This is a genomic window from Undibacterium sp. Ji50W, assembly GCF_049340445.1.
GTDB lineage: Bacteria > Pseudomonadota > Gammaproteobacteria > Burkholderiales > Burkholderiaceae_D > Undibacterium.
Genome location: NZ_JBMPOX010000024.1, coordinates 38286 through 62788, shown reverse-complemented (window position 1 = coordinate 62788; position 24503 = coordinate 38286). Strand labels below are relative to the sequence as shown.

The 24503-nt window shown below is 50.8% G+C and carries 20 protein-coding genes; 8 read left to right on the top strand and 12 right to left on the bottom strand.

The annotated features are described in order from the left end of the window. Nucleotides 1-10 precede the first annotated feature (10 nt). Nucleotides 11-1993, bottom strand: coding sequence for a monovalent cation:proton antiporter-2 (CPA2) family protein (locus ACO0K9_RS24170; protein ID WP_422989227.1), 1983 nt, complete (start codon nucleotides 1991-1993; stop codon nucleotides 11-13). Between the two features lie 113 nt (nucleotides 1994-2106). Between ACO0K9_RS24170 and ACO0K9_RS24165 the strand changes: the two genes are divergently transcribed. The 7 genes from ACO0K9_RS24165 to hpf all read left to right on the top strand — a co-directional run bounded on the left by ACO0K9_RS24165 (nucleotide 2107) and on the right by hpf (nucleotide 7612). Continuing rightward, a complete protein-coding gene (locus ACO0K9_RS24165) occupies nucleotides 2107-3147 on the top strand; it encodes a KpsF/GutQ family sugar-phosphate isomerase (RefSeq protein ID WP_422989225.1) in 1041 nt (346 codons plus the stop codon). 5 nt (nucleotides 3148-3152) lie between these two features. Beyond that, nucleotides 3153-3683 (top strand): KdsC family phosphatase, encoded by a 531-nt coding sequence (locus tag ACO0K9_RS24160; protein WP_422989223.1) that lies wholly within the window; start codon nucleotides 3153-3155, stop codon nucleotides 3681-3683. Further along, on the top strand, nucleotides 3680-4324 hold the full coding sequence (lptC, locus tag ACO0K9_RS24155; protein WP_422989221.1) for an LPS export ABC transporter periplasmic protein LptC: 645 nt from the start codon (nucleotides 3680-3682) through the stop codon (nucleotides 4322-4324). Before ACO0K9_RS24160 ends, lptC begins: the two co-directional genes overlap by 4 nt. Before the next feature lie 27 nt (nucleotides 4325-4351). Beyond that, on the top strand, nucleotides 4352-4903 hold the full coding sequence (gene lptA / locus ACO0K9_RS24150; protein ID WP_422989219.1) for a lipopolysaccharide transport periplasmic protein LptA: 552 nt from the start codon (nucleotides 4352-4354) through the stop codon (nucleotides 4901-4903). After that, a complete protein-coding gene (lptB, locus tag ACO0K9_RS24145) occupies nucleotides 4904-5656 on the top strand; it encodes an LPS export ABC transporter ATP-binding protein (RefSeq protein ID WP_422989217.1) in 753 nt (250 codons plus the stop codon). Nucleotides 5657-5667: 11 nt separating this feature from the next. Beyond that, a complete protein-coding gene (locus ACO0K9_RS24140) occupies nucleotides 5668-7155 on the top strand; it encodes an RNA polymerase factor sigma-54 (protein WP_422989215.1) in 1488 nt (495 codons plus the stop codon). A gap of 109 nt (nucleotides 7156-7264) precedes the next feature. Further along, on the top strand, nucleotides 7265-7612 hold the full coding sequence (hpf, locus tag ACO0K9_RS24135; RefSeq protein ID WP_422989213.1) for a ribosome hibernation-promoting factor, HPF/YfiA family: 348 nt from the start codon (nucleotides 7265-7267) through the stop codon (nucleotides 7610-7612). A gap of 441 nt (nucleotides 7613-8053) precedes the next feature. Here hpf and ACO0K9_RS24130 read toward each other — a convergent pair whose 3' ends face one another. Then, entirely contained in the window at nucleotides 8054-8203 is a 150-nt protein-coding gene (locus ACO0K9_RS24130; RefSeq protein ID WP_422989211.1) for a hypothetical protein, read from the bottom strand. A gap of 102 nt (nucleotides 8204-8305) precedes the next feature. Between ACO0K9_RS24130 and ACO0K9_RS24125 the strand changes: the two genes are divergently transcribed. Beyond that, nucleotides 8306-9400, top strand: a complete 1095-nt coding sequence (locus ACO0K9_RS24125; protein WP_422989209.1) for an enoyl-CoA hydratase/isomerase family protein — start codon at nucleotides 8306-8308, stop codon at nucleotides 9398-9400. 590 nt (nucleotides 9401-9990) lie between these two features. Here ACO0K9_RS24125 and ACO0K9_RS24120 read toward each other — a convergent pair. The 10 genes from ACO0K9_RS24120 to pilQ all read right to left on the bottom strand — a co-directional run bounded on the left by ACO0K9_RS24120 (nucleotide 9991) and on the right by pilQ (nucleotide 24477). Further along, nucleotides 9991-10935, bottom strand: coding sequence for an alpha/beta hydrolase family protein (locus tag ACO0K9_RS24120; protein ID WP_422989207.1), 945 nt, complete (start codon nucleotides 10933-10935; stop codon nucleotides 9991-9993). A gap of 154 nt (nucleotides 10936-11089) precedes the next feature. Then, on the bottom strand, nucleotides 11090-11818 hold the full coding sequence (locus ACO0K9_RS24115; protein ID WP_422989205.1) for an ABC transporter ATP-binding protein: 729 nt from the start codon (nucleotides 11816-11818) through the stop codon (nucleotides 11090-11092). Between the two features lie 10 nt (nucleotides 11819-11828). Further along, nucleotides 11829-13778 (bottom strand): ABC transporter permease subunit, encoded by a 1950-nt coding sequence (locus ACO0K9_RS24110; RefSeq protein ID WP_422989203.1) that lies wholly within the window; start codon nucleotides 13776-13778, stop codon nucleotides 11829-11831. A 9-nt stretch (nucleotides 13779-13787) separates the two neighbouring features. Next, the gene (locus ACO0K9_RS24105) at nucleotides 13788-14678 is read right to left on the bottom strand and encodes a branched-chain amino acid ABC transporter permease (RefSeq protein WP_422989201.1); all 891 of its coding nucleotides are present in this window, start codon (nucleotides 14676-14678) and stop codon (nucleotides 13788-13790) included. A 133-nt stretch (nucleotides 14679-14811) separates the two neighbouring features. Beyond that, nucleotides 14812-15969 carry an ABC transporter substrate-binding protein gene (locus ACO0K9_RS24100; protein ID WP_422989199.1) on the bottom strand — a complete coding sequence of 386 codons (1158 nt, stop codon included), beginning with the start codon at nucleotides 15967-15969 and terminating at the stop codon, nucleotides 14812-14814. A 348-nt stretch (nucleotides 15970-16317) separates the two neighbouring features. Then, complete coding sequence (locus ACO0K9_RS24095) at nucleotides 16318-17019, bottom strand: DUF4197 domain-containing protein (RefSeq protein WP_422989197.1); 702 nt, start codon at nucleotides 17017-17019, stop codon at nucleotides 16318-16320. A gap of 47 nt (nucleotides 17020-17066) precedes the next feature. Further along, on the bottom strand, nucleotides 17067-18218 hold the full coding sequence (locus ACO0K9_RS24090; RefSeq protein ID WP_422989195.1) for a deoxyguanosinetriphosphate triphosphohydrolase: 1152 nt from the start codon (nucleotides 18216-18218) through the stop codon (nucleotides 17067-17069). A gap of 5 nt (nucleotides 18219-18223) precedes the next feature. Next, nucleotides 18224-19846, bottom strand: a complete 1623-nt coding sequence (gene aroKB / locus ACO0K9_RS24085; protein WP_422989281.1) for a bifunctional shikimate kinase/3-dehydroquinate synthase AroKB — start codon at nucleotides 19844-19846, stop codon at nucleotides 18224-18226. 83 nt (nucleotides 19847-19929) lie between these two features. After that, the gene (locus ACO0K9_RS24080; protein WP_422989193.1) at nucleotides 19930-22302 is read right to left on the bottom strand and encodes a beta strand repeat-containing protein; all 2373 of its coding nucleotides are present in this window, start codon (nucleotides 22300-22302) and stop codon (nucleotides 19930-19932) included. A gap of 63 nt (nucleotides 22303-22365) precedes the next feature. Then, nucleotides 22366-24477 carry a type IV pilus secretin PilQ gene (gene pilQ / locus ACO0K9_RS24075; RefSeq protein WP_422989191.1) on the bottom strand — a complete coding sequence of 704 codons (2112 nt, stop codon included), beginning with the start codon at nucleotides 24475-24477 and terminating at the stop codon, nucleotides 22366-22368. Nucleotides 24478-24503 lie beyond the last annotated feature (26 nt).

The window sequence follows — 24503 nt, the reverse complement described above, 5'->3', positions numbered from 1 at the left end:
AAATAACCCGCTATTTTAACAGCCGCTGCTCTGCTCTTGCGACTGCTTCGGAAGTTCCTCTGACCACCACCACGTCGCCATTCTGTAAAACGATTGCATCCTCGTGATCCAGCCTGGTCTTGCCGCGCCGTATGGCCTGGATGTCCACCCCCAGTTCACCCAGCTTCAAGTCTGCCAGATGTTGCCCCAGGGCCTTGGCACGTTCGGTCAGGAATATGGTGTGCAAACGTATCTGCATGTTTTCCGGGCTGTCAGCCGCATCACTGGCGCCATGGAAAAAACCGCGCAGGGATTCATACCGCGCCTCGCGGGCTGCCTGCACCCTGTGCACCACGCGACGCAGGGGTACACCCAGCATGACCAGCGCATGGGAGGCCAGCATCAGGCTACCCTCCATCAATTCCGGCACCACTTCGGTGGCACCGGCCGCCCTGAGTTTTTCCAGATCGACATCATCATGGCTACGCACGATGACCGGCAAACTAGGATTCATTTCATTCACGAAATGCAAGATCTTCAAGGCTGATGCCGTGCTGGTATACGTCACCACCAATGCCGCTGCACGGTTGACACCGGCCGCCAGCAAACTCTCGCGCCGTGCCGCATCGCCATAGGACACGTTGGCACCGGCAGCCTGGGCTTCGCGGATACGGTCGGGGTCCAGATCAAGTGCATGATAATCAATATTTTCTTCCGCCAGGATACGCGCCAGGCTCTGGCCACTACGACCAAAGCCGGCAATGATCACATGCTTCTTGGTAGTCATGGTGCGGGCCGCAATCTGGGTCAGGGCCAGGGATTGCATCATCCATTCATTGGCCGAGAATTTCATGACGATGACGTCCGACTTGGCCAGGATAAAAGGTGAGGCCAGCATGGAAATCACCATCGATGCCAGTATCAATTGCACCAGCAAGGGGTCAACCAGTTGCAAGCCTCCGGCCTGGTTCAGCAATACAAAACCGAATTCGCCTGCCTGCGCCAAACCCAGGCCGGTACGTAAGGCAACACTGGTGGAATTGCCAAATATTCTGGCCAATGCAGCAATGAGTATCAGTTTCAATAAGACCGGGCCAGTCAATAACAACAGGACCAGCCAGAAATGTTCGATCACCAGACGCACATTCAGCAGCATGCCGATGGTGATGAAAAACAGCCCCAGCAACACGTCGCGAAAGGGTTTGATATCTTCTTCCACCTGATGCCGGTATTCGGTTTCTGAAATCAGCATGCCTGCCACAAACGCACCCAGCGCCATTGACAAGCCGGCCTTCTCTGTCAGCCAGGCGGCACCCAGGGTAATCAGCAACAGATTCAGCATGAACAGTTCTTGCGAACGCCGTTTGACGACAATGCTGAACCAGGTACGCATGATTTTTTGCCCGACCACCAGCAGCAATACCAAGACCACCACGGCTTTACCACTGGCCAGCGCCAGGGTTTTTACCAGGTCAGGTGACTTTGATGCCAGCGCTGGCACCAGGATTAACAAGGGGACAACAGCCAGATCCTGAAATAACAAAACGCTGATGATTTGCCGCCCATGCAGGCTTTCCAACTCCAGCCGCTCCGTGAGCATTTTGGACACAATCGCGGTGGAAGACATGGCCAGCGCACCACCAAGAGCAAACGAAGCTTCCCAACTGATCCTGAATAAGGGAGGTAGCCAGCGGCTGGCGATCCAGCCAAACAGCATGCTGGTCAATATGGTCACCAGCACCTGCGCCATGCCCAGGCCAAATACCGCCTTGCGCATGGCCATGAGTTTGGACAGGGAAAATTCCAGTCCTATGGAAAACATCAGGAAAACCACGCCGAATTCGGCCAACTCATGGGTGACGGCACTTTCTTCCGCCACACCCAGGCCATATGGGCCAATTAAAATACCAACTACCAGGTAACCCAGCATGGGCGGCAGTTGCAGCATGCGGAAACCGACCACGCCCATTACGGCGGCTGCCAGCAATAATAATGTAGTGTCTAGACCTGTCATGTCTCCTATTATTGCCGATTTATCGCGTCTGAAACCTGCCTTAAGGCAAACAATATTCACTACGTTACAACTGGCAGAGTTCTTGCTTTGCAGATTTCGTTTATACTGCGGGCATGAACGAATTCAATGCCCTATCTTCCCACGGCCATGCTGCACCTGTGCGTACGGCTGAAGCCACGCAGCGTGCCTTGAAACTGGCATGCGAAACCCTGCAAATCGAAGCCGATGCCCTGCTTGCATTGCAAAAACGCCTGGGTAACGGTGACGCCGCCGGCTTCTCGGAAGCCGTGTATATGTTGTTAGCTTGCCACGGACGCGTGGTCGTCTCTGGCATAGGCAAGTCTGGCCATATCGCCCGCAAAATTGCGGCCACTTTTGCCTCTACCGGCACCCCTTCCTTTTTCGTCCACCCGGCCGAAGCTGCACATGGCGATCTTGGCATGGTGACATCGCAAGATGTATTTATTGCCATTTCCTATTCTGGTGAAGCATCTGAACTGATGTCCATCCTGCCCATCATCAAGCGCCTGGGGGTCAAACTGATCGCCATGACCGGCAACCCGGAATCCAGCCTGGGCAAACTGGCAGATGTGCACCTGAACCTGCATGTAGCAAAAGAAGCCTGCCCGCTGAACCTGGCACCCACTGCCAGTACCACGGTGACACTGGCACTGGGTGATGCGCTGGCAGTTGCCGTGCTGGATGCACGCGGCTTTCGCGAAGAAGACTTTGCCCGCTCCCACCCTGGCGGTTCGCTTGGCCGTCGCCTGCTGACCCATGTCAGGGATGTTATGCGCACCGGCGACGCCATCCCGCAAGTGACCCCTGATACCAGGCTGAAAACCGCGCTGCTGGAAATCACCAAAAAAGGTATGGCGATGACCGCCGTGGTGGATAAAGACCAGTATATTGTCGGCATCTTCACTGACGGTGATCTGCGCCGCCTGATGGATGGCACACGCGACTTTACCCAGTTGCAGATTGCCGAAGTCATGCACGGCAGTCCGCGCCGTATACGGCCAGAACAACTGGCCGTAGAAGCGGTGGAAATTATGGAAACTTATCGCATCAACCAGTTGCTGGTGGCTGACGACCAGGGAAAACTGGTCGGTGCCCTGCATATTCATGACCTGACACGGGCCAAGGTAATCTGATGGAAATGGCGAAACAAACTGCAGCCCAGAATGCAGGCAATATCCAGCTCATGATATTTGACGTGGATGGCATTCTTACCGATGGCAGCCTGCATTTCGGCCCTGAAGGCGAAATGATGAAAACCTTCAATGTACTGGACGGCCAGGGCATCAAACTGTTGCAACAGGCAGGTATAGCCACGGCCATCATCAGCGCCAGGCAATCGGCGATCGTCAGCAAGCGCGCCAGCGACCTTGGCATCACCCACGTGCGCCAGGGCATACACGACAAAAAATCGGCCTTCCTGCAACTGATCACCGAACTGGGTCTGTCTGCTGATGTCTGCGGCTTCATCGGTGACGACATCATTGATTTGCCGATACTGACACGCTGCGGCTTTTCTGCCAGCGTACCGAATGCCCACGCCGAAGTCAGGCAGAGAGTGCACTACGTCACCACTGCCAGCGGTGGCAAGGGAGCAGCGCGCGAAGTCTGCGACTTCATCCTGCGCGCTCAGGGCAGATATGAACAGGCAATCGAGGCCTACCTGTCATGAAACATCATATGACCATAGACCGCTTTCGCATCTGGCTGGCAGTAATACTGCTGGGCGTCATTACCCTGGGTACTATCTGGGTGATGGAAGTCATACGCCGCAATGCGAATGATGAACAAAACCGTACATCGGCACGCTCGGCACCGGATTACTATGTAGAAAAATTCAATTTCATCCGTTTGTCGAATAATGGCAAGGCGAATTACCATATCACTGGCGAGCGCCTGATACATCTGCCACGCAATGACAATATAGAAATTCAGCGTCCGCAAATCAATAGCTTTGATGTTGATCGCCCACCTTTGCATTTGCTGGCTGACCTGGCCGTGGTATCACAAAAATCCATGGTGATCACACCCAAGCGTGAACACGATGAAGTGCGCCTGTATGACAATGTCAGTATGGAAAGGCCAGAAGGCCTCAGCTCGCAATTCATGCGACTGGAAACCGATTATCTATTGTTATTACCCGACGATGATATTGTCAAAACCGACAAACACGTCACCGTCAAAACAGGAAAAGTGGACACCACAGCCATCGGCATGGAGGCCAACAATTCCACCCAGCATCTGGCCCTGCTGAGCAAGGTGCGAATTCACTTGAAGAAACGTGAATCTGCGCCCTCCACACCATCCAAATAGAGAAAGCGATATTTGCCAATGAAAAATATGAAATTGACACGCTCCCTTGGCCCATGCCTGGGACTGGCCTGTTTTGCTTTAGTACACACGCCTGCAAGTGCAGAAAAAGCTGACAGTTTCAAAGAAACAGTAATAGAAGCCGGCTATTCTGAAATAGACGGAAAAAACAGCGTACGTGTCCTCTCCAAAGGCGTGCAACTGGTGCGCGGCACCCTGATCGTCAATTCAGAAAAAGCCGTCGTCACCGAAGCCCCAAACGGTGATGAATTTGTCGTGCTGACTGGCGGTGCCAACAAAAAAATAAGCTTCCGGCAAAAACGTGATGGCGGCACGGATCTGTGGGTAGAAGGAGAAGCCGAACGTGCTGAATACAATCAGACGACAGAAATCGTCAAGTTCATCTCCAAAGCCAAAGTTCGCTACCTGGAAGGCAAGAAAGTCACCCAGGAACAGGAGGGGGAATACCTGTCCTATGACAGTAAAAATGATATCGCGGTCGGTACCAATTCAACCACGGGCCAGCATGTAGATGGTCCTAGCCGCGTCAAAATCACCCTGCAACCCAAACAGACCAATTAAATGACTGCCACGCCTAGTACCTTGCTCGTCAAGGGATTGCAAAAACGCTACGGTGCGCGCCAAGTGGTGCGCGACGTCTCACTGGAAGTGAAAAGCGGCGAAGTGGTTGGCTTGCTGGGCCCGAACGGCGCTGGCAAAACCACTTCTTTCTACATGATCGTTGGCCTGGTACCATCCGACGCCGGCGACATCACGATCGATGCCGTCAATATCTCACAACTGCCGATACACCAGAGAGCCGTGCTGGGTTTGTCTTACCTGCCGCAGGAAGCATCTGTATTTCGCAAGCTGACGGTAGAAGACAATATCCGCGCCGTACTGGAATTGCAAAAAGATGCCAATGGAAAATTTCTTTCAGAAAAATCCATTGTCAAAAGACTCAACGCCTTGCTGGCCGATTTGCAGATTGAAAAGATCAGGGAAAACCAGGCGCTGTCACTATCAGGCGGTGAACGCCGGCGGGTAGAAATTGCCCGCGCCCTCGCCACTAATCCGCGCTTCGTCTTGCTGGATGAACCCTTTGCCGGTGTTGACCCGATAGCCGTGATTGAAATCCAGCGTATTGTGCGCTTCCTCAAGGAGCGCGGTATCGGCGTGCTGATTACCGACCACAACGTGCGTGAAACCCTGGGCATCTGCGATCATGCCTACATCATCAATCAGGGCGCTGTACTGGCCAGCGGCAAGCCAGACGACATCATACAAAATGAATCCGTGCGTCGCGTCTATCTGGGAGAACATTTCCGGATGTGACGGGAATCATCATGAAACAAAGCCTGCAACTACGCACATCCCAGCATCTGGCATTGACGCCTCAATTGCAGCAATCTATACGCTTGCTGCAATTGTCCACATTGGAATTGCACCAGGAGCTGGAAACCCTGCTCATCGAAAATCCCATGCTGGAGCGTGTGGATGATCCACTGGACCATGCCGTGCGGCTGTTGGCCGATGGCGCCATCAATACCAGTAGCACCGCCGCCGATGCAGGGATGGAAGCCCCTGCATCCCGCGAAGAAAGCAACAGCACCACGGAAGTTCAGGGTGATGCCGATAGCGCCGTCAGCAACGAAGCCACCAGCGCCAGTGAAGAGGACTGGAGTTTTGATGATGTGCATCATGGCAGCAAAAGCAGCGATGACGAAGATGGCCGCCCGCAACTGGGTGCTGCCCACATCACCCTGCGTGAACATCTGCAGGAACAAATGCGCCTTAACCTGCGCGAGCTGCGTGACCGCGCCCTGGTCGAGTTGATGATTGATGCCATTGACAACAATGGCTACCTGACAGAAACCCTGGATGAAATCCATGCCAGCCTGCCACTGGAGTTGTGCGTGGAGCCAGAAGAGCTGGCATTTGCCCTGAACATGCTGCAGAGCTTCGACCCGGCCGGTGTGGGCGCTCGCACACCTTCTGAATGCCTGGCCCTGCAAATCAAACGCCTGCCTAACATTGCTTTCGTGACACGCAGGCTGGCCTTGCAGATTGTCGAAACGCAACTGACTTTATTTGCACAAAGAGACTTCACCAAACTCAAGAAAATTCTCGACTGCGACGACGAAGATTTGCGCGACGCACAAACTGTCATCAGACTGTGCAAACCCCGTCCGGGTATCGACTTTGCAGTCGATGAATCGGATTATGTGGTACCAGACGTCATCGTCAAAAAATCAGGCAATGGCTGGCAAGTCACGCTGAATCAGGATGTCATGCCCAAATTGCGGGTCAGTAGCATGTATGCCAACATCATGAAGCAAAATCGGGGGGAAGGCGGACTCGGCTCACAGCTACAAGAGGCGCGCTGGCTCATCAAGAACATGCGGCAACGTTTCGACACCATTTTGCGCGTTGCACAAGCAATAGTTGAAAGACAACGCAATTTTTTCACACATGGTGCTGTCGCCATGCGCCCCCTTGTTTTGCGCGAAATTGCTGATACACTAGGATTACACGAGAGCACTATCTCACGTGTAACAACTCAAAAATACATGCTGACCCCTCACGGCATGTTTGAGTTGAAATACTTTTTCGGCAGCCATGTCGCGACGGAAACAGGGGGAGAAGCATCTTCCACCGCGATACGCGCACTCATCAAGCAGTTGATAGGAGCAGAAGACCAGAAAAGCCCACTCTCTGATAGCAAAATTGCAGACATGCTGGGTGAACAGGGCATGGTAATTGCCCGACGGACAGTTGCCAAATACCGTGAAGCCCTAAAAATCCCCCCAGTGAGTTTGCGTAAATCTTTGTAAGCAAGTCCTTGTAATCACAGTTTGAATTGCTATATATGATTTAGCTCAAGGCAATAAGACAGCAATGAGCTTATCGTTACAGCAAGCAACATCACTATAGGAGCACAGTATGAATCTCACCATCAGTGGACATCACGTCGAAGTAACTCCTGCAATTCGTGAATATGTACATACCAAACTAGAACGTATCAGGCGACATTTCGACCAGGTCATTGATATCGCCGTCATCCTGACGGTGGACAAGCTCCGGGAAAAGGAAAAACGACACAAAGCCGACATTAATCTGCATATCAGTGGCAAAGATATTCATGTAGAAAGTCTGGCGCATGATCTGTATGCTGCGATCGATACGCTGGTAGACAAACTGGATCGCCAGGTCATCAAGCACAAAGACAAGATACAAAACCATCAGCACGACGCCATCAAGCACATACCTGATCCGGCATCGGCTTCATAAGACTCACCACCCCTGCCTTCGGGTTGCGGGTATCCAAAACAAGGACGCGAAAAGCGTCCTTTTTTGTTGGGTGAATGGTTTGAAATAAATCATATATTCAAATCACTAAATGGATTGCCCTCTGACAAGCTGTACAGGTATTACTTCCCTTCCTACGTAGGCAGGAATATAGCGGGCCGGCGATCTAGCAACGTTTGGCATACCACGGTCTGATTTAATGTCAGGTCGGCATTGTTTTACGTGTTTAGCTTTTATGTACTTACCCACAGTATTTAAGATTGCCAGCCGGGGGTAGCCCGGCAGCTACTCCCTTTTCTTGCTTCGCCAAGAAAAGGAAGCAAAAGAAGGCGACCGAGGCGTCGTCGCCCCTGCGGGGTTCCCGTTTGTGCGGTACAAAAAATGGGAAGATCCGAAACTCGCTACGCTCAAACATCGGCTCTTCTATTTCCATTTTCTGTACCGCACAAACGGCGTCGACACATCGGAATTGCTAAATTCAAAAACAACCCCAAAGTCAAACCCAACTGCAACTGCAACTGCAACTGCAACTGCAACTGCAACTGCAACTGCAACTGCAACTGCAAGGAGCATGCTTTACTTGCACTGTTTCCTCATATACTTATACATCCCGTGACGCGCATCGCTGACAAAGCTAAAATAGCAGCTTCATTCTCTACTGCATAGCCAATGACCATGAGCGAATTTGTCCTCACTTCTGTCAAGAACAACATAGGCTATATCACCCTGGACCGGCCCAAGGCGCTGAACTCATTGTCGCTGGAGATGGTGCGCGCGCTCACCACGATTTTGCTGGATTGGCAAGACGATGCCAATGTGCGTGCGGTGTTCATTCACGGCAGTAGCGAAAAGGCTTTTTGTGCAGGGGGCGATATACGTTTCTTTTATGACGTGGGTACTGCAACCCCCATGGGAGACTCTGCCCTGTTGGAAGACTTTTTTACTGAAGAATATGCACTAAATCATTTAATCCATTTTTACCCCAAGCCCTATATCGCGCTGATGAATGGAGTAGTCATGGGTGGTGGCATGGGCATTGCCCAGGCCGGCAATGACTGCCGCCTGCGCATTGTCACGGAACGTACCAAGATGGCGATGCCGGAAGTGAATATCGGCCTGTTCCCGGATGTGGGGGGAGGTTATTTCCTGTCGCGTGCACCGGGGCAAATCGGTACCTACATGGGCTTGACCGGTGAAATCATCAACGCAGCAGATGCATTGTATGCAGGGCTGGCTGATGTATTTATACCGACATCAGAACTGCCCGCCTTGATGCATCTTCTGGAGCAAAATACCGCCACGGATGTGCGAGCGGCGATCCGCGAATTTGCGGCTCCTTTTGCAGATCAGGCACTGCCCGGCAACAGCAAACTGGCAGCAAACAGATCAGGCATTGATGCCCTGTTCAGCGGAAACAGTGCTATCGAGATCAGCAAACACTTGCAGCAAGACACATCTGAATTTGCACAGCAGGCATTTTCCATCATGCAAAAACGTTCCCCACTTTTGATGTCCGTCACACTGGAGCAACTACGACGCAGCGCCAGCATGACGGTATCCGATTGCCTGCGCATGGAAAGAAACATGGTGCGCCACTGCTTCAAGCACGGCGAAGTGCTGGAAGGAGTGCGTGCCTTAGTGGTGGACAAAGACAACACACCACGCTGGTCACCCGCCACGCTGGCAGAGGTGACGGCAGAGCAAGTGTCCGGATTCTTTTCAGAGGTGTGGCCTACTCATGCACATCCGCTGCGCTTTTTGCAGGGATAAATTACTTCCGCCAAAGCAATTTAACTAGAGGTCGAATTGTCGTTGGTTTTGAAGTTGGGATTGCTTTTGAATTTCTGCAGTTCCGATGTGTCGAAGCCTTTGATGCGAGACAGAAAATGGAAAAAGAAGGGCCGATGTTTGAGGTGTAGCAGGGGTTTCGAGGTGCATGCACCTCACCTGTGCAACGGCATGCGCTTGCAAGCGCATGTTCCCAAAGCAAGGCCGCAGGCGAGTTTCGGACCTTCCCATTTTTTGACTTGCAGCAAAGGGAACCCCGCAGGGGATATTGGCAGGGTTTCGCAAAGCATGCTTTGCGCTGCAAATATCTAAGCCGCTTGCAAGCGGCGCAGTGGATAAGACGCCTGGGTGGTCTTTTTGGCCTACCTTTTTGGCGAAGCAAAAAGCTAGGTAGCCACCGGTCTACCGCCGGCCTGCATTCGAAAATTAACGTCTATTGGCATTGAAAATCAGATTGTTCAAAGCACTAACAATCTGAAATTAGCTCACGCAATAGTGTGCCAAAACCACGCTGGAACGAGTCAATAAAAATACCTTATTTGAAATTTGTATCCGCTCGTTACTGACACCAATTACTTCAATTCAAACGCTCTCTTATCCCCCTTAAACCACGCCGCCAAACTCGCAATAAACTCCTGTGCCCCATTCCTATCAGCCGTCTTCAATCCATGACTGGCACCGGGGAACTCCACAAACTGAAAATCCTTTTCAGGATGCTTCAAGAAATAATCCCTTAAGGCACGCCCTGACTCTATAGGCACACTGTCATCTTTCTCTCCCATCGCCGCCACCATGGGGATATCCAGTTGTGCATACACGATCAAGGGATCAGAAAACAAATACCCGGACCAGTAAGCATATGAATGACCAAAAAATTCTTTTTCAAGATTATTGCCATCACGCCTGATATCGTCATACATCTGCAAAAAATAGTCTCTTGAAAAAGGTTTTGCATAAGGCTCGATACCACGATCTGCAAAAATCAAAAATTCTTCACTCTGCTTCAAACCACCGCTACCTGCAGTCGCCAGCCAGCCGACTTTCTTGCTGTCCCTGGCGATATAGGGAGCAATGGCTCCGCCCTCAGAAAAACCCAGCACAGCGATGGAACGCGCGGGCATTTTCTTGAGATCAGGTTCCTGCTCCATAAACTTCAAATGATCGGCAAGGCGTATCTCAAATTTGTCTGTTGCCTGAAATTCTGGCGAACACTTGCTACCGTCAGCTTGTTTTTCAACACGCGTTTTTTCAAGATAATAGACATTGACCGGCTCTGTATACCGTTCAAAAAAAAGGGGAAGGCGCAGCGAAAAATCATTGCAACCAGAACCGCTGACCAGAAGTATGACTTGCCCCGGATGCAGCGCCAAGGGGTCAAAAAAATGGTAATACCGTCTTTGCTTCCCATCAATTTCGGTATGGTGTTCTTGTAACACGGGTGCTGCCATGCTCGATACACAGAAGAAAGTCGCCGACATCAGAAACGCTTTGCAAAGACGCGAGAAAATCGAAGCCATAGTGATGCACAATTTTTGAAGTTTTCAATATTCCCGATCTTTTCTGACGGGTGCCAATTCCATGCAAAATAACATAAACAATACAGGCTTGCTCAAGAAAAGACAAAAAAATGGAGAGCAAGCTCTCCATTTTTATACAATCGCACAGCATGAATCAATGATGCGCGCCACCACCCAGATAAGCCGCTTTCACAGCCGGATCATTTTGCAGATTGGCAGCCAGTCCATGCACAGAGATACGACCATTTTCCAGCACATAACCATAATCTGCCACAGCCAAAGCGGCCGCAGCAAATTGTTCCACCAGCAGCATGGTAATGCCCTGCTCTTTCAGTCGCACGATGATGCGAAAGACTTCATCCACCAGTATCGGTGCCAGCCCCATGGAAGGTTCATCCAGCAGGACGACATCTGGATTCAGCATCACTGCCCTGGCCATCGCCAGCATCTGCTGTTCACCACCAGACAGGGTGCCGGCCAACTGATTACGACGCTCTTTCAAACGCGGGAACAAGTCCATGGCTTTTTGCAAGTCAGTTTCTATGTCGCCACGCGGGCGGCTACGGGTAAAACGCGGGAAGGCACCCAGCAACAGATTGTCCGTCACCGACATGGTGGCAAATACGCGCCGGCCTTCCGGTGAATGGGCCAGGCCAGCGCGCGCGATCTTGTGTGAATCCATCCCTGTCACATCCTTGCCGGCCAACACGACAGAACCTTCTTTCGGTTTCAGCATGCCAGAAATGGCGCGCATGGTCGTGGTTTTTCCGGCGCCGTTTGATCCTATCAGTGTCACCACTTTTCCCTTAGGTACTTCCAGAGAAATGCCATGCAAGACTTCGACCTTGCCATAGGCTGCATGTAAATTTGAAATGCTCAACATGATGTTCTCCTTATGCAGCGACGATGTCGGCGGTATCGGACACACTGCCACCAAGATAGGCTTCTATCACTTTGGGGTCAGCCTGTACGGCAGCCGGTTTGCCTTCGGCGATTTTCTGGCCGAAATCAAGCACGGTCACGATGTCGCAGATCGACATGACCACATCCATATGATGTTCAATCAGGATGATGGTAATGCCGTGTTCACGTATCTTGTGAATGATGGCTATCAGTTCCTTGATATCAGGCGCGGTCAGGCCGGCCGCAGGTTCATCCAGCAATAACAATTGCGGATTCAAACCAAGAGCACGTCCTATTTCCAGCAAACGCTGTTTGCCATACGGCAGATTGCGCGCCTCTTCATTTGCCAGGTCAGCAAGGCCGACAAAATGCAGCAGGCTGGCAGAGCGCTCGCGGGCCTGGCGTTCTTCACGCTGATAACGCGGCGTATTCAACATGACATCCAGTACGTTGCTGCGGAAGGTATTGTGCAGACCAACCAGGATATTTTCAGTCGCGGTCATTTCACCAAACAACTGCACGTTCTGGAAAGTACGGGCCACGCCGCCAAGAGCAATTGCCGATGGAGTATTGCCGGATATGACATGGCCACCAAATTCCACCACACCGTCGGTGGGTTGATAGATCCCGGTCAGCACATTCATCATGGTGCTCTTGCCAGAACCGTTCGGGCCAATCAAGCCATGCACCGTGCCTTTGGTAATTTGCAGGTCAACCTGGTTCAATGCCTTCAAGCCACCAAACTGCATCAACACTTTTCTGGCGGTCAGCAACACACCTACCCTGGCTTCACTGGCCTTCATGATGGCCAGATCGTGACTGGCTTTGACTGTGGCGGCATCCAGTTCCACATGGCGTGCGCCTTTCCCGAGCAGGCTGTTGGCAAACCCGACGATGCCATCCTGCAGGTAATACACGACGAACAGGGTCATCAAACCAAAGATGGTCAAACGCCAGTCTGTAATGTTTTCCAGCTTGTAGGAAAACAGGGCCATGGCCACCGTTGCACCTACCGGCACCAGCATTTCACGTACGGTCTTGCGCTGCTTGGCTATCGCTGCACCACCTGCAAGCACCGCAATGACAGCTGCCACACTGGCAATTTTACGGAACAGTTCTATATCAGCCAGCAGCGACGGCAGCATGACCACGATCAGGGCACCCAGCAAGGCACCGCTACGGGTTTTACGCCCCCCCATGATAACTGCCAGCAAGAACATGATGGTCAGTTCAAAGTTGTAGGTATTCGGTGAAATATATTCTTCTGAATACGCATACAAACTACCCGCCAGCCCCGCAAGAGCAGCGCTGATGACGAAGGCAATCACCTTATAGCGATACACCGACACCCCCATACAGTCAGAAGCAATCGGACTATCACGCAAAGCCTGAAATGCCCGGCCCAGGTGCGAGCGCAAAATACGATGGACCACAATCAGCGCCAGCACCATCATCGCCGCGACGACGTAGTAATACTCCACCTCGGTGAATTTGTGGCCGAACACCACAGGCTTGGTCAGCTTGATACCCATGGGGCCTTCCGTCAGGAAAGTCATCTCATTGATCAGGATGGTGATGATGGTACCAAACGCCAATGTCACCATGGCCAGGTAAGGGCCGGTCACGCGCAATGCAGGCAGGGCCAGCAAGGCACCAAACAACGCTGCCACGGCGATACTGCAGGGCACAGCCACCAGGAATGGCAAACCCAGTTTAAACACCAGCACGCCGGTAGTATAGGAACCTATGCCAAACAGGCCGGCATGGCCGAGTGATACTTGGCCGGTATAGCCAACCACAATATCGAGACCAAACAACAAAATGGCATAGATGAGTATGGTTTCAACCAGGTGCAGATAATAAGGATTGTGCATGACAACCGGGAACAGGCCCAGTGCAGCAATTCCGACAATAGCAATGAGCAAGGTCTTTTTATTCATGATACGGCCTCATACTTTCTTGATGGCAGCTTTGCCGAACAGACCCGCCGGTTTGATCGCCAATACCAGCAACAGCAATACCAGGCCAGGCACTTCCTTGTAACCAGTCGAGATATAGTAACCAGTCGTGGTTTCCGAAATGCCCAATATCAGTCCACCAACGATGGCGCCAACACCAGACGTCAAACCACCGATAATCGCCACCGCAAATGCCTTCAGGCCAAGGGCGGAACCCATGGTGGCACCAGTCAGTGTCAGCGGTGCGACCAGCACGCCGGCAATCGCCGCGGTAGCCGATGACAATGCATAGGAAAAAGTAATGACCATGCTGGTATTGATGCCCATCAGGCCAGCCGCATCCCTGTCATTCGAGGTAGCGACCACTGCCTTGCCGTAAATGGATTTGCGGTTGAAAAACTCTACTGCCAGCATCATTGCCAGCGCCCCCAGTACCACCACTACTTGCATGGGCTGTACATTAGCACCGAATATCTGGAATGGCGCTGCCGACAGCGGCGAAGGAAAGGTCAGATCATCCTTGCCCCAGATATTTTCTGCGACATTTTTAAAAATAATGGCAAGTGCAATAGTAGACATGATCCAGCCAAATTCGGATTTGATCTTGATGGCCGGGCGTACGCCTATCCATTCCACAAACATGCCCTGCAAGGCACCAAAAACGATGACGATGGGTATCATCAGCCAGTAATTCATATACGGCCCACCGTGCACATTGCCGACTACGCTGAGACCAACCAGGGCCCCCAGCATCAGCGCTTCACCCTGACCGAAATTGAGCGTGCCTGATGTGGCAAATGTCAGTTGGTAGCCAAAGGCGATGACCGCGTAGATCATGCCCAGGGCAATACCGCTGAAAACAAGTTGAAGTAAGATTTCCATTTTTTCCATCCAATGGAGTGCAGTTCATCAACCGGCCCGGGATCAACCCGGGCCAGTGAACAAACTGACAGACTGAAAAAAAGGTCAGCCCCGGAGTGGAGCTGACCAGTTGGCTACAGAGTGTGCCTAAGCCTTATTTGGCAAGAACAATATGACCACCCTTGGCTTCACCCATGACAGGAATGCCTGGCTTGATGGCTTCATGATCATCGTGCGTGAAAGGCTTGTTGTAAGTGGTAACCACGCCTTCGACTTTTTCATTCAGGTTTTCCAGTGCTTCACGCACTTTCACGCCATCTGTACTGCCAGCCTGTTTGAATGCCGCTGCCAGCAGATAAATGGAATCATAGCCCTGCGCTGCAGAAACGGCCGACGGCATGCGTTCCAATTTATATGCCTTTTGGTAAGCTTCGATAAAGGCTTTACGCTTAGGTGTATTCGGGTCTTGAATAAAAGTTTGCGGCATCATTGCACCATCGCCATTCTTACCGGCATTGTCGAGGAAGTTACCCATGGACAGTGTCCAGCTACCTATCATCGGCACTTTCCAGCCGAGTTTTTCCATACCGTTGGCAATCTGCGCCAGTTCAGGGCCGATACCATAGGTCAGGATGACTTGCGCACCGCCTTGTTTGGCCTTCAGCAACTGGGCTGTCATATCCACATCTTTGACATTGAATTTTTCTACTGCGACTGGCTTGATGCCTTTTGCGTTCAATACTTTTTCCAGATCCTCACGCCCAAGCTGACCATAATTGGTCGAATCGGCCAGGATGGCGACTTTGGTGAATTTGCCCTTGGTAACGGCTTCATCAACAATCATTGCTGACTGTATGGTGTCACTGGCAGCTGTACGGAAAATGTAATTATCTTTGTGTTCCGGCGCGAGGAATTGCTTGGTGACTACACTACCTGTCGCCACATTATTCATCACCGGAATTTTGGCTTCCTGGTAAAAACGCTGGGAAGCTAGTGCCACACCGGTGTTGATATAGCCGACAGTAGCAGATACTTTTTCTTTATTGATAAGCTCTTGTGCAACCTGTACACCACGCTCATTTTTTGCTTCGTCATCGCGCTCTATCAATTGCAACTGACGGCCCAGGATACCGCCTTTGGCATTAATTTCGCTGACGGCCAGTCTGACGCCGTCACGCATCGATACACCCATTGGTGCAGAGCCACCGGTAAACGGGCCGGCAACACCGATTTTGATCGGTTCAGCGGCATGGGCAACAGCCACCCAGCTCAACAATGCGGACGCAACTAGGGATTGGATTTTATAGGACATGCTGGTCTCCTGAATTATTTTTTGGTTGGTAGTTCAAAAATGGAATTAATGAATTACCGTGCCAAGTTAGCAGGAAGTGATCAACATGTTGAAAATTACGCTACTTAAGTAAAACTACGCAACATCCGGGCATCAAACCGCCAGTCACTGCGGAATAAAATCCAGCATTCCCCGGCGAGCCTTACGTAGCAAGGCTTGCCGGGCGATGTTGCATTTTTTGAACGATTTTCTTTCGTGAAAAAATTCATGGTCAAAGAATTTTTTTCATGCGTCCGGTGAATTTCTTTCATCCATTCATTGCATGTCTATTGCGTAAGCAACATATGCCTAAGCAACATCAGCAGTCGATTACTTGAGCAAACTGAACACTTTGCTGATCGCCTTGCTGCCAGCACCAATCGGGTCCTTGCGTATGGCTTTTTCTTCTTCGGCAATCATCAGGAACAGGCCATCCATGGCTTTCTGGGTGACATAGCCTTCTACCGTTGCTTCTTGCTGGGAAACAGCACCGAATTTCTGTGCCTGTCCCATGATGCTATTGTATTTGGCCGACAAGCCTGCCTTGTCCGTCACCCCTTTGACCATGGGCAAAAATTGGGCACTCAGAGGGGCCGCGGTTTTTTCCTTGAAAAAATCTGTCACGGAAGTCTCGCCACCAGTCAGGATATTTTTAGCGTCAGTCAGCGACATGGACTTGACTGCGTTCACGAGCAAGGGTTTGGCCATAGGCACGGCGGCTTCGGCAGCACGGTTCATGGATACCACCAGTTCATCGAGTTGTTGTCCCTTGCCTGTCATCTGCAAGATGGGGCGGGCTTTTTCCAATATCGAAGGCAATTGAATTTTGACTTTGTCATTGTTCAGAAAACCGTTTTCCACACCCAGCTTGCTGACTGCCGCCGCCGAGCCTTTGTCCAGCGCAGCTTTCAGGCCGGTACTGGCATCCTGATTACTTAAATCTGCCAATGACAGCGCGTAAGCCGCCCCGGCACTACCGGCTACAGCAATGGTGAATACAAGACGGGCACACAAGGAAGAGAGGGAGGGCATGTTTTTTCCAAACTAAAAAAGGGGGCTATGATAGCCCGGTTTCAGATTCAAATTTCATCCACCATGAACAAACGGCGGTGCTCGCGCATGGCATAACGATCTGTCATGCCAGCAATATAGTCTGCAATTTTTCTTACCTGTAATGGCAGGTGTTCTTCTTCAGGCTGTATCTGTTTTACCTGATAATCAGGCGGCAACAGATTCGGTTCCTGGAACAAGGCTCCAAACAATTCACTGATAGTCCGTCTGGCCTTGAAAGTCATGCGATTAACCTGATAATGCCGGTACAGGTTTTCAAACAGGAATTGCTTGAGTGCCTGTGCTTCCTGGTACATGGGTTCGGAAAACGCAATCATTCTTTCCATCTCACGCACCGCATCGATACTGGCCGGTGCACATTCACGGATTTTTTGCGCTGAGGTCTGTATCAGGTCGACGATGAGGGTATTGATCATGCGCCGTATGGTTTCAGCAATCGCCCGCCGTCCATTAATGCCGGGGTAGCTGGCATCCACAACCGCACGGTGGCGGGCATAAATGTCCAGGTCCATCAATTGCGTTTCCTGCAGCAAACCGGAGCGCAAACCATCGTCGATGTCATGATTATTATAGGCGATGGCATCGGCCAGGTTGGTTACCTGTGCTTCCAGGCTGGGTCTTTTCTTTTCGATAAAACGCAGGCCGACTTCGCCCAGCAATCTGGCATTGGTGACGGAGCAATGCTTGAGTATGCCCTCACGGGTCTCGAAAGTCAGATTCAAGCCATCAAATGCGCCATAGCGCTCTTCCAGTTGATCGACCACACGCAGGCTTTGCAGATTATGTTCAAACCCGCCAAATGCCTTCATGCAGGCATTCAGGGCATCCTGGCCCGCATGTCCGAAAGGGGTATGCCCCAGATCATGCGCCAGCGAAATGGCTTCGACCAGATCTTCGTTCAGGCGCAGATTGCGGGCAATGGAACGTCCTATCTGGGCTACTTCCAGGCTGTGGGTCAGGCGGTTGCGAAATAAATCGCCTTCATGATTGACGAAGACCTGGGTCTTGTACTCAAGACGGCGAAAGGCGGTGCAATGGATGATGCGATCACGGTCACGCTGATATTCACTGCGTGAAGAGGACGCCTCTTCAGCGTGACGCCGGCCTCGCGTGCTGGCAGATTGTGCTGCATAGGGAGCGAGGTGAGCGTCAGAGAGCATGTTCGTCAGTGAGAAATACAGCTACGCAGGGTTTGTAGCAGGATATCCTGAGGAACGGTCGTAATCACAGCCTGCCCCAAGGGTTTCAACAAGATGAACTTGATCTTGCCGCCTTCGTTTTTCTTGTCCACTTCCATCAATTCCAGCCAGCGTTCTTCTCCCAGATCTGGGGCAACAACAGGCAAACCTGCTGCTTCTACCAGTTGCTTGATGCGGGTCTTGCTGACGTAGTCCATATATCCAAGGCGGCAGGACAAGTCTGCGGCCATCACCATGCCGCAGCCTACGGCTTCGCCATGCAACCATTTGCCATATCCCAGACCAGACTCTATGGCATGCCCAAAGGTATGACCAAAATTCAAAATAGCGCGCAATCCGCCTTCGCGTTCATCCTGGCGTACGACATCGGCCTTGATTTCACATGAGCGCAAAATGGCATACGTCAAAGCCTCGGCGTCTTTGGCACGCAAGGCGGCCATATTGGCTTCTATCCAGTCAAAAAAGGCAGCATCGATAATCGCACCGTGCTTGATCACTTCCGCCAGACCGGCCGACAACTCCTTGTCCGGCAGGGTTTGCAGGGTAGCAATATCGGCAATCACTGCCTGCGGCTGGTAAAACGCGCCTATCATATTCTTGCCCAGCGGGTGATTGATACCCGTCTTGCCGCCGACAGAAGAATCGACTTGTGACAACAAAGTAGTCGGCACCTGGATAAACGGTACACCACGCATGTAGGCAGAAGCGGCGAAGCCGGTCATGTCACCAATCACACCACCGCCCAGCGCCAGCAAGGTGGTTTTTCTGTCACATTTCTGTTCCAGCAGGGCATCAAAAATAAGCATCAGGCTGGCCCAGTTTTTCTGTTCTTCACCATCAGGTAACACAACGGAGACCACATCCTTGCCAGCGGCGCGCAGACTTGCTTCCAGTGCGGCCAGATAAATGGGGGCGACAACGGTATTCGTTACGATGACAATGCGCTTGCCCTTGATCTGGGATTGCAGGAACTGGCTATCAGACAACAGAGAAGGACCGATGGAAATGGGATAGCTGCGCTCACCTAAATCGACATTCAAGACCGTGCTTGAGGAATTATTTTCGGGAGACATAGTTTGCTTTGTACTACCATCCGTCTCACTGCCGAATTGCGGCGGCAATTTATCGAGTATGGACTGTACTAAAAATTGGACATTGGGCCGTCCGGTTTCAACCACCAGATGGGCAACTTCCTGATATAAAGGGTCACGCTGGGATTCTAACTCTTCCAGCTTTTTGCGGGGGTCACCGGTACGCAATAAAGGCCGGTTCTTGTCATGCCGGGTACGCTGCAATATGCTTTGTATTCCTGCGCGCAAATAAATAACGGTGCCGCGCTCATGCAAAAACTTCCTGCTTTCTGCATTTAACACGGCACCGCCACCTGTAGCCAAAACGATATTTTCCTGTGCCGTTAAATCACGTATGGCATCCGCTTCACGCTGACGAAAACTGGCCTCGCCCTCGATCTCGAATATCACAGGAATAGAGACCCCAGTACGTGCCTCTACTTCGTGATCAGAATCAATGAATCGCTTATTAAGTTTTTTTGCCAGGGCCCGGCCAACCGTAGTTTTGCCGGAGCCCATCAGGCCTACTAGAAAAATATTAGTCGACACTATTTCTTATTTCATACACATCACAATAAACTTGCCAGACTAATATTTCATCATCAGCAACCACCAACAGCAAGATCCTTGATCGTCATCGTGCTTGTGGCCGTAACGTTTTGAGAATCCTTGACAGTGATCGTCACAGGTGTATCCGCGGCGACGCAGCGTGTCCCCTGGGTACCCAAGGCAACACTGATAACCCGACCATTGAAGCTCAAAGGATTCAATGGATCTGGACTATTACCTGAAACAGAAGACAACAAAGCGCTGCTGGTGAATACCTGGAACGGTGCATTACCACCCGAAATATTCAAACTAATCGTCGCAACATTCGTTTCATTAATGTTGAACACAACAGGGCTGATAGACAGTGTTGTCACCGCAGGATTGACAGTGATTGTCACCAAACTGGTATTACCTGAAGCATCTGCAACAACCAGTGTAGTAACACCAGCTTTCGCCAGACTCACGTTAAAGATACCACCACTGGTTGACACCGTACCATTGGCCACGCTGGCAATAGATTGGTTATTTGAGGTGATGGAGTAAGGTGCTGCGCCGCCATCAATGCGGAAAGCCAGCAAGTCGCCAACATAACCTGTACTTGAAGTTGGTGTCACTGCCAGAGTTGCGCTGGTAGTACCAATCACACTGACATTGATCGGAATTCTTGCACCGACACTATCGACCACAGAAATAATGGCGGAACCAGCAGTAACACCAGTCAGTGTCAGCGCAGTACCACTGACTAAGGTCGTGACAATTCTGGAATCACTGGTCGCGGCGGTATAAGGACCTGTACCACCACCAATTGTATAGACCGGCGCTGCACCAATCGACAAGGTCAAATTGGCCGGGGCAGAAGTATAAAGCGCAACTGCTGCACCTGAACCCACATTGACGGATATTGTAACTGGGGTGCCCGATGCATCCTTGACCTGAATAATGGCATTGCCTGTTGCGACACCAGTAAGTGTCAATGTCGTGCCGCTTACCGAAGCAGTTGCTATCGCTACATTACTGCTAGCCGCAGTGTAAGGCCCGGTGCCACCACCAATTTGATAAGTTGGTGATGCACCAACAGCAACTGTGACGGCTGCCGGAGCAGTAGTAAACACACCGTTCACTGCACCACTACCAACTGTCACTGCAACATTGAGAATACCGCCGCCAGCTTCACGCAAAATAACATTTGCGCTGCCAGGGATAATACCGTTAATTACCACATTCGTACCTGAAACAGTGGCGGTTACCACGCTGGTATTGCTGCTGGTAGCAGTATATGGTGCGCTGCCTCCGCCAAGAACATAGGTATTGCTGCCACCAACGGCAAGGGTCAGCGAGGTAGGCGCAGTCGTATAGAAAGTTGCACCCGAACCGACTGTTACAGCGATATTGACTTGAATACCCAGACTGTCTTTGATGGTCACGATGGTGCTTCCAGGAGCAACGCCGCTAATAACAAATTTATTACCATTGATACCTACGGTTGCAATCTGTGTATTGCCACTGGACGCAGAGTAAATCTGACTACCGCCACCAATTGTGAAAGTAGGGCTCGATGTGCCTATACCGACTGTCAGTGCTGCAGGAGCGGAAGTAAATAATGCAGCTGTCGAGCCAACAGTCACGGTGATAGTGACAGTGCCAATAGAAGCATCTCTGACGACCACATTAATCGTACCAACTGAGGCACCAGTAATGGTCAGGGTTATTCCCGAGATGGAAGCAGTACCGACGGCATTGTTACTGCTGCCTACAGAATACGGTCCATTACCGCCACCGACTTTGTAGGTCGCCGCAGCACCCACGCCTACATTAATGGAACCGGCTGCAGTAGTGAATAAAGGATCAACCGAACCAACCACAATTGGGACATCAACTAAGGCACCAACACTATCCTTGACAGTTACCGTGGTTTTGCCACCTGTAACCCCAGTGACGACAAACGTATTATTGCTCACTGCAACGACTGCAATTGATGTGTTGTTACTGGTAACGGTGTACAAAAGACTACCACCACCGATCGTGTAGGCAGTTGAGTTTTCACCCACACCAACAACAATACCTGTAGCCGGTGCCGAGGTGAACAAGTCCACACCACTACCAACTGTCACGTCAATACTGACTGTAGCTCCCGCTCCATCCTTGACAGCGATAGTAGCTTTGCCACCGCCGCCACCTTTAATAGTCAGCGTAGTGCCGCTAACAGTGACGGCAACAGCAGTTGAATTACTTGTTGCCGTATAAGAAGGAACGCCACCACCTATGCTATAGGTACGCGTTTCACCGGGCGCGATCGTCAAGACATTAGATGCCGTCGTAAACAATGCGGCTCCTCCGTTTGTATTGCCGGGTGAACCACCGCCACCACCACAAGCCGTCAAGCCGACCAGCAGTAATAATGCGAATACTTCGCGAATAAACTTCATCATGAAACACCTATAGTTAAACAAATTCGTAAAATTGGTACTAGCAGCTGTACACATTAGCAATTATTGCTTGTTATTAAATTTTTCAGCAATAATTTTTGGCGTAATGAATATTAGCAATTCTGTTTTATCGTTAGTACGGCCAGTTGTCTTGAATAAATTCCCAAATAATGGAAGATCGCCAAAGAATGGTACTTTCGTAACACTATCACGTTCGTTCTGCTGGAATATACCACCAAGTACAACGGTGCCTCCGTTTTCCACCAAAACCATCGTTTTTACTTCTTTCTTGTCGATTGCAAAGCCAGCTCTGGTTTCAATACCGACGCTATCTTTATGAACATTGACATCCAAAATCACATTACCGTCTGGCGTGATTTGTGGTGTCACTTCCAGCCTCAGGCTGGCAGTACGGAACACAATTGCCGTTGCGCCGCTGGATGTAGCGATCTGATAAGGCAATTCTGTACCTTGTTCTATCGAAGCCTTAAGCTGATCAGCAGTGACTACCCTGGGACTGGAGATGATCTTACCTTTACCATCTGCTTCCAAGGCAGACAATTCCAGATTCAGGAAACGGTTGGCAGCGGAAGAGAACAGACTCACCGCCAGGCTGCCTGGATTCAAACCATTGATACCGGTCGCCGGCAAGCTCACGAACTGTGAGTTCGGAATATAGCTGGAATCAGTTATTTTTGCCTGACCTGTCTGTTCACCAATACCCAGGTAATTACCGGTAAGGGCAGCCCGCTGATCACCCGACAACTGATAACCAGCATCACCACCACGTAGACCACGCAAATCAGTGAACCCCAATTTTGCACCAAGGGTTTTGCTGAACTTATCATCTGCTTCAACAATCCTTGCCTCGATCAACACCTGTTTGGAAGCGATATCCGTCTTCTGTATCAATTTACGGATTTCTTCCAGTTTGGATGCGATATCAGTGACAAACAGTTGATTGGTACGTGGTTCTATCACTGCGCTACCACGCTTGGACAAAATACGGTTGGAGCTAGCACCATCGGCACCAAATACCAGCTTGAACGCTTCTGCTTTCTGATAATTCAACTGGAAAGCTTCTGTTTTCAAAGGTTCCAGGTCAGCAATTTGCGCTTTTTGTTCCAGTTCCAGTTTTTCTTTGGTCAGTAATTCATCTTTCGGTGCAATCCATATAACTGAACCGTTTTTACGCATATCCAGACCTTTGGATTGCATGATGATATCGAGTGCATGATCCCATGGCACATCTTTGAGGCGCAGGGTAATGGTACCGTTGACTGTATCGCTGGCAATGATATTCAGGTTACTGACTTCAGCAATGATTTGCAGAATCGCCCGCACTTCGATATTCTGGAAGTTGAATGACAATCTTTCACCACGATAACCCTGAGTACCCTGGGTCAGTTTATTCGGATCTTCCTTGATAGGCTTCACTTCCACCACGAATTGTGTATCGCTCTGGTAGGCACTGTGTTCCCACAAACCACTAGGCTCAATCACCATGTGCACATTTTCGCCATCCGCGGTGGTCGTAATTTTTTGAACGGGCGTGCCAAAGTCAGCCACATCCACACTCTTTCTGAGTACTTCTGGCAAACCAACCTTGAGGAAATCAACGACGATTTTCTGGCCTTGCTGGCGGATATCCACCGCGACCTGATTAAACGGCAAATCAATAATGACCCGCCCCTCACCACCTACGCCACGACGGAAATCAATATCCCTGAGATTCTTTTTACCCGCGATTGAGGTATCAGGCGTAGCTGGTAAGCCCTGAGAATTGACTGCTGTTGCCACACCACCAGAACCATCAATGGTGATGATCAATGCATTGCCTTCTATCACCGTTGCATAGTTCAGGGCTTTGTTCATGTTGAACACCAGGCGCGAACGGCCACTGGCTTCAATCAGGTTAATGGTGCGCAGGTCAGCGATATTGATGTCGAACGCGGTCTTGCCGGTACTGTTGGTGATATCAGCAAAATCCAGCGCAATCCTGGCCGGACTGGAAATCGAAAAACCGACTGGCGCTTTCAATAAAGTGCTTTTAAAACCAATTTTGACGATGACATTGGAGCCTTGTTGATTAGCAGTAACCGACTCGATAGAATTGATTTGCGCAAAAGCGGATTGGCAAAACGCCAGTATTACCAAAAAAATAAATCGCATCATCGTGGCGCCCCTTATACTTGTATTTA